Origin of the sequence: Streptococcus sp. 27098_8_76 (assembly GCF_041432315.1) — a bacterium.
In the GTDB taxonomy this organism is placed as follows: domain Bacteria; phylum Bacillota; class Bacilli; order Lactobacillales; family Streptococcaceae; genus Streptococcus.
This window is the reverse complement of record NZ_JAPVZI010000014.1, coordinates 44,205-50,742: the sequence shown is the minus strand read 5'-3', so window position 1 is coordinate 50,742 and position 6,538 is coordinate 44,205. Positions and strand designations below refer to the sequence as shown.

At 38.2% G+C, this 6,538-nt stretch carries 5 protein-coding genes; all 5 read left to right on the top strand.

What is annotated here, in order from left to right:
- Window positions 1–20 precede the first annotated feature (20 nt).
- The 5 genes from O3636_RS09605 to gla all read left to right on the top strand — a co-directional run bounded on the left by O3636_RS09605 (window position 21) and on the right by gla (window position 6,455).
- A complete protein-coding gene (locus tag O3636_RS09605) occupies window positions 21–2,003 on the top strand; it encodes a peptide ABC transporter substrate-binding protein (protein WP_371642892.1) in 1,983 nt (660 codons plus the stop codon).
- Between the two features lie 116 nt (window positions 2,004–2,119).
- Window positions 2,120–3,286, top strand: coding sequence for an AI-2E family transporter (locus O3636_RS09600; protein ID WP_371642890.1), 1,167 nt, complete (start codon window positions 2,120–2,122; stop codon window positions 3,284–3,286).
- Window positions 3,276–4,505 carry a tetratricopeptide repeat protein gene (locus tag O3636_RS09595; RefSeq protein WP_261012674.1) on the top strand — a complete coding sequence of 410 codons (1,230 nt, stop codon included), beginning with the start codon at window positions 3,276–3,278 and terminating at the stop codon, window positions 4,503–4,505. The genes O3636_RS09600 and O3636_RS09595 overlap by 11 nt, the downstream gene beginning before the upstream one ends.
- A gap of 285 nt (window positions 4,506–4,790) precedes the next feature.
- On the top strand, window positions 4,791–5,291 hold the full coding sequence (locus O3636_RS09590) for an MgtC/SapB family protein (protein WP_261012675.1): 501 nt from the start codon (window positions 4,791–4,793) through the stop codon (window positions 5,289–5,291).
- Window positions 5,292–5,585: 294 nt separating this feature from the next.
- Entirely contained in the window at window positions 5,586–6,455 is an 870-nt protein-coding gene (gene gla / locus O3636_RS09585) for an aquaglyceroporin Gla (protein WP_000348100.1), read from the top strand.
- Window positions 6,456–6,538: the final 83 nt, after the last annotated feature.

Here is a 6,538-nt window from a genome sequence, read left to right as displayed (position 1 = left end):
AAATTGCAAAGGAGTTTTTTATGAAAAAACGTGTTTTCTTAGCAGCTGGAGTTGCTGTACTCTCAGCAGCTGTTCTAGCAGCGTGTTCATCTGGTAATGGTAATAAGGATGCTACTAAGCCAGTGACTTATGCTTATGTGTTTACATCAGATCCTGTTACTTTGGATTATACAGTTTCTGGGAATGTCAGTACTAAACAGATTACAGGTAATGTTATTGACGGATTACTTGAAAATGATCAATATGGAAATCTAGTTCCATCGGTTGCAGAAGATTGGACTGTTTCTAAAGATGGCTTGACCTATACCTATAAAATCCGCCAGGGTGTCAAATGGTATACTAATGAGGGTGAAGAGTACGGTGAAGTCAAGGCTCAGGACTTTGTAACTGGTCTGAAGCATGCAGTAGATAAGAAATCACAGGCCCTCTATTTGGTACAGGATTCTATCAAAGGATTGGATGACTATGTAAATGGGAAAACAACAGATTTCTCAACAGTAGGTGTGAAAGCAACAGATGATTATACTCTTGTTTACACTTTGAATCATCCAGAATCTTTTTGGAATTCTAAGACAACGATGGGAGTTCTAGCTCCAGTAAGTGGAGATTTTTTGGCTTCTAAAGGTGATGATTTCGGTAAAGCTACTGATGTAACGAGCATTCTCTACAATGGGGCTTTCCTTCTTAAGGGACTTACCTCTAAATCTTCTATCGAAATGACCAAAAACCAAAACTACTGGGATAAGCAGAATGTCTTTATTGATGATATCAAGTTATCCTTCTTTGATGGTCAAGATGCAGACTCCCTAGGACGAGGTTTTGATGAGGGACATTATCCAGCTGCTCCACTCTTTAAAAACTCTGCCAACTATGAACGTCTAAAAGAAAAGTATAAGGATAATATTGTATATGGTCAACAAAGAGGTGGCGTCTTCTATATGTCTACTAATATTGATCGTGTGTCATACAATCATACTGCTAAAACAACTGATGTAGAAAAATCATCTACTAAAAAAGCTTTGTTAAATAAAGAATTCCGTCAAGCTTTGGCATTTGCTGCAGATCGTAAAGCAGCTGTTTCTCAGGTGTTTGGAGATGAAGTAGCGCCTCGTAAACTACGTACAAGTTTCACTCCTCCAACATTTGTACAAGTAGGAGATCAGTCGTTTGGTCAAGTAACTAAGACAGAATTAGATAAGTTGGATAGTATTTGGAAAGATGTTAGTCTTGATGATGCGCAAGATTCACTTCATAATGTAGACAAGGCTAAGGCTAAGTTTGAATCTGCTAAGAAAACTCTTCAAGCTGATGGAGTACAGTTTCCGATTCATTTAGATCTTCCGGTTTCATCAACTCAGACAGATTTTATTCATCAAGCTCAGTCTTATAAACAATCAATTGAAGAAGCCATGGGCTCTGAAAATGTAGTTGTTGACATTCAACAGGTTTCTGATGATGAATTGGGAAGCATGACTGTTCTAGCGACATCAAATAATAATGTTGATTGGGACATTAATGTTAATAGTGGTTGGAGTCCGGATTATGCAGATCCATCAACCTATCTAGATGTATTTGATCCAACATCTGGCCCAAGTCTCCTCAGCTCTCTTGGTGTAGCACCAGGAACAGACAATCCAGCCCTTAAAACAGTTGGATTGGATAAATACAAAGAATTGATTGATGATGCAAATAGTGAGAAAACAGATCTGCAAAAACGTTATTCTAAATATGCTAAGGCTCAAGCTTGGTTAACTGATAGTGCTCTAGTTATTCCTGTACACTCAGACGGTGCCCAAATGCTTGTAACGAAGAAAGCATTAGGCAGTGGTGCTGATGGTTGGGTTGGTGACAAAACAGGCGATAACAGTTATAAATATCTTAAAATCCAAGACAAGATTGTCACTTCTAAAGAAATGGATGAGTTCCGCAAGAAATTTGCTGATGAAAAAGCCAAATCAAACGCAGATTATCAGAAGAACTTAGACCGTCATATTCAAGACTAATTGAATCTCCTCTTTGAGGAGATTTTTTATGTGGCTGTCTCTATGTAAGCACTTTAAAAAAGAGTTATTTTGGCCTAAAAATGGTATAATGAGAGAACAACAGAAAGGAAGTATTTATGGAACAAAAAGAGAAACATTTTAGCCTATCTTGGTTTTTTAAGTGGTTTTTAGATAACAAAGCCATTACGGTATTTTTAGTAACCTTGTTATTGGGACTCAATCTTTTTATTTTAAGTAAGATTAGTTTTCTATTTTCACCTGTTTTAGACTTTTTGGCAGTTGTGATGTTGCCGGTTATTCTATCCGGCCTGCTATATTATTTATTGAATCCCATTGTTGATTGGATGGAAAAACACAAAGTCAATCGCGTCATAGCCATCACTATTGTCTTTGTGATTATCGCCCTCTTTATTATTTGGGGCTTGGCAGTAGCTATTCCAAATCTACAACGTCAGGTTTTAACTTTTGCAAGAAATGTACCAATCTACCTTGAAGATGCAGATAGGGTTATTGATGATTTGATCACCAAGCGTTTACCAGATGATTTCAGGCCTCAGTTAGAACAAGTTTTGACAAACTTCTCTAGTCAGGCTACAGTTTGGGCGAGCAAGGTTTCTTCTCAGGCAGTCAACTGGGTGAGCGCCTTTATTAGCGGTGCTTCTCAAGTGATTGTTGCCTTGATTATCGTTCCTTTCATGCTCTTTTATCTATTACGTGATGGGAAAGGCCTGCGTCACTATTTGACCCAATTCATGCCAACGAAATTGAAAGAACCTGTTGGACAAGTTTTATCAGATGTGAATCAACAGTTGTCTAACTATGTTCGAGGGCAAGTGACAGTAGCTATTATTGTAGCAGTAATGTTTATCATCTTCTTCAAGATTATTGGTCTACGCTATGCGGTTACGCTGGGTGTTACTGCTGGTATCTTAAATCTGGTTCCTTATCTTGGTAGTTTCCTAGCCATGCTTCCTGCCCTAGTATTGGGTTTGATTGCTGGTCCAGTCATGCTTTTGAAAGTAGTGATTGTCTTTATCGTAGAACAAACTATTGAAGGCCGTTTTGTCTCTCCATTGATTTTGGGAAGTCAATTAAACATCCATCCTATTAATGTTCTCTTTGTTTTGTTAACTTCGGGCTCTATGTTTGGTATCTGGGGAGTCTTGCTCGGTATTCCGGTTTATGCCTCTGCAAAGGTTGTCATTTCAGCGATTTTTGAATGGTATAAGGTAGTTAGTGGCCTATATGAACTAGAAGGAGAGGAAGCTAAGAGTGAACAATAGTCAACAGATGTTACAGGCTTTGGAGGAGCAAGATTTAGTTAAGGCAGAGCACTACTTCGTCAAAGCTTTAGAAAATGATCCAAGTGACCTTCTGTATGAGTTGGCAACTTATCTTGAAGGGATTGGTTTTTATCCTCAGGCCAAGGAAATTTACCTGAAAATTGTAGGGGATTTCCCAGAGGTTAATCTCAATCTGGCAGCTATTGCTAGCGAGGATGGTCAAATCGAGGAAGCATTTGCGTACCTTGAGGAAATCCAAGCTGACAGTGACTGGTATGTTTCAGCTTTGGCACTTAAAGCAGACCTCTACCAGCTGGAAGGTTTGACAGATGTGGCGCGTGAGAAATTGTTAGAAGCATTGACTTACTCAGAGGATCCTCTCTTGATATTGGGCTTGGCAGAGTTGGATAGTGAGTTGGAAAATTACCAAGAAGCTATTCAAGGCTATGCTCAGTTAGATAATCGCTCAATTTATGAGCAAACAGGCATTTCTACCTATCAACGAATTGGCTTTGCCTATGCCCAGTTAGGGAAATTTGAAACAGCTATAGAGTTTTTAGAAAAAGCCCTGGAGTTAGAATACGATGACCTGACAGCTTTTGAGTTGGCCAGTCTTTACTTTGATCAAGAAGAATACCAAAAAGCTGTCCTCTACTTTAAGCAGATCGATACCATTTCTCCTGACTTTGAAGGCTATGAATATGGTTATAGCCAGGCCTTACATAAGGAACATCAAGTTCAAGAAGCCCTGCGTATCGCTAAGCAAGGCTTGGAGAAAAATCCTTTTGAAACAAGACTCTTGTTAGTAGCTTCACAATTTTCCTATGAATTGCATGATGCTAGTGGAGCAGAGAACTACCTCCTTACTGCTAAAGAAGATGCTGAGGATACGGAAGAAATCTTACTCCGTCTAGCAACTATTTATCTGGAGCAGGAGCGTTATGAAGACATTCTAGACTTGCAAAGTGAGGAGCCAGAAAATCTCTTGACCAAGTGGATGATTGCTCGTTCCTATCAAGAAATGGACGATTTGGATACTGCCTATGAACTTTACAAAGAGTTGGCAGGAGATTTAAAGGACAATCCAGAGTTTCTGGAACACTATATCTATCTCTTGCGTGAATTGGGCTACTTTGAGGAAGCCAAAGTCAATGCCCAAGCTTACTTAAAACTAGTTCCAGATGATGTGCAAATGCAAGAATTGTTTGAGACATTGTAAGAATCCATTAGTTACAGAAAACTGCAAGTTATCACTAGAGAGTAACTGTGGTTTTTTGTTTTAAAAAGGACAATTTTCAACTAATATATTCTCTTGAAAAAAGTTTCAACTAGGACTATAATATAAAATTATGAGTGATAGAGGAGGGAAATAATGCTTGATACGATAGCTCTACCGATTGAAGTCCGACACATTATTCTCATTTTATTGTCTTGTTTTTCTGGTTTTATCATTGGCTATTAAAGAAAATCTAAGCACAAGTAGGCTGGGAGAAAGACTCATATTTTGGTTGCCTTAACTGCAACTTTAATGATGATTTTATCAAAAGAAGCTTTCTTGGATACGCCTAATTATGATACTTCTAGGGTTGCGGCCCAAATTGTCAGTGGAATTAGTTTCATTGGTGGTGGTATTATTTTCATGAGGGATAAAAAAATCAGTGGTATCACCACAGCAGCTGGTATTTGGGCGACTGCAGGTATTGGAATGGCGATTGTTCTAGGCTTATTTTGCAGTTTAATTGTTGTCTCTGTTCAGAAAAATAGCTCCAAATTTTTGAAAAGCGATACTCATTATCATATCAGAATGACTGGATTTGTAACCAATAAACCTTCAATAGATACCATGAATATTCTCATTGAACAGAAGGGATTTTATAATCTAAATATTGACATGGATAGGAATGAAAGTGGCTATAATCTCACAATTAGAGCTGATCACGATAAATCCATTTCTTACAAAATATGGCTGAGATTTTATGGCAATGTGACGAGAATTTTTATGTAAATCAGGTTAAGATTGTTTCATTAGAAGGATAGAGTTTTGTTTTCATAGCAAAACTCTTATTGGTGAATGGGGAAAGATACTTCTTATTCCCTATACTATGTATCAGTAGGAATTGACATAAAAGCATCAGATTAGCTCAGATAACATAATGAACTGGGAATATCTTGGAAAAAAGATTAGTTTATAAGATTTGGAACCGTTTTCTATCACAATCTTTCGGGAAAGTAGTTGCTAAAAGATGTAAAAATTGATAGAATAAGGATTGTCTAAAAAATTTTAAGGAGAATCTATCAAATGGATTTCACATGGGCAATTAAATATGCCACTGAATTTTTGGGAACTGCTATTTTGATCATTCTTGGAAATGGTGCAGTTGCCAACGTTGAACTTAAAGGTACGAAAGGTCACCAAAGTGGCTGGATCGTTATCGCTGTTGGTTATGGTATGGGGGTTATGATCCCAGCCTTGATGTTTGGTAACGTATCTGGTAACCACATCAACCCAGCCTTCACTCTTGGACTTGCAATCAGCGGTCTTTTCCCTTGGGCTCAAGTTGCGCCTTATATCATCGCACAAGTTTTGGGTGCTATCTTTGGTCAAGCCTTGGTTGTGGCAACACACCGCCCATACTACTTGAAAACTGAAAATCCAAACAACATTTTGGGTACTTTCTCAACAATTTCAAGTTTGGATAATGGTACAAAAGAATCACATTTTGCAGCAACTGTTAATGGTTTTGTAAATGAGTTTGTTGGATCATTTGTTCTTTTCTTTGCAGCCCTTGGAATGACTAAAAACTTCTTTGGTTCTGAAGTGCTTCAATACATGAAACAAATGGCTAGTCAAGCAGGTCAAAATGTTGATTTTTCTGATTTAGCAATCAAAGCCCAAGTAGCACCACATACTGCTTCAGGACTTTCAGTAGCTCACTTGGCACTTGGATTCCTTGTTATGGCCTTGGTAACATCACTTGGTGGACCTACAGGACCTGCCTTGAACCCTGCTCGTGACTTGGGACCACGTCTCCTTCATGCTTTCCTTCCAAAATCAGTTCTTGGTGAGCACAAAGACGATTCAAAATGGTGGTATTCTTGGGTACCAGTAGTAGCACCGATCGCAGCAGCAATTGCGGCAGTAGCTATTTTCAAATTCCTTTACCTATAAGAAATTGAGTTCTCTATCTATTGTAATAGATTGAAGAAAAATTAAAAACGCATAATATTGTACTGACCCCAAAAAGTTAGACA

Bases quoted from the DNA above. Each gene is read 5' to 3' on its own strand.
- O3636_RS09605 (WP_371642892.1), top strand. From the start codon at position 21: ATGAAAAAACGTGTTTTCTTAGCAGCTGGAGTTGCTGTACTCTCAGCA.
- O3636_RS09600 (WP_371642890.1), top strand. From the start codon at position 2,120: ATGGAACAAAAAGAGAAACATTTTAGCCTATCTTGGTTTTTTAAGTGG.
- gla (WP_000348100.1), top strand. From the start codon at position 5,586: ATGGATTTCACATGGGCAATTAAATATGCCACTGAATTTTTGGGAACT.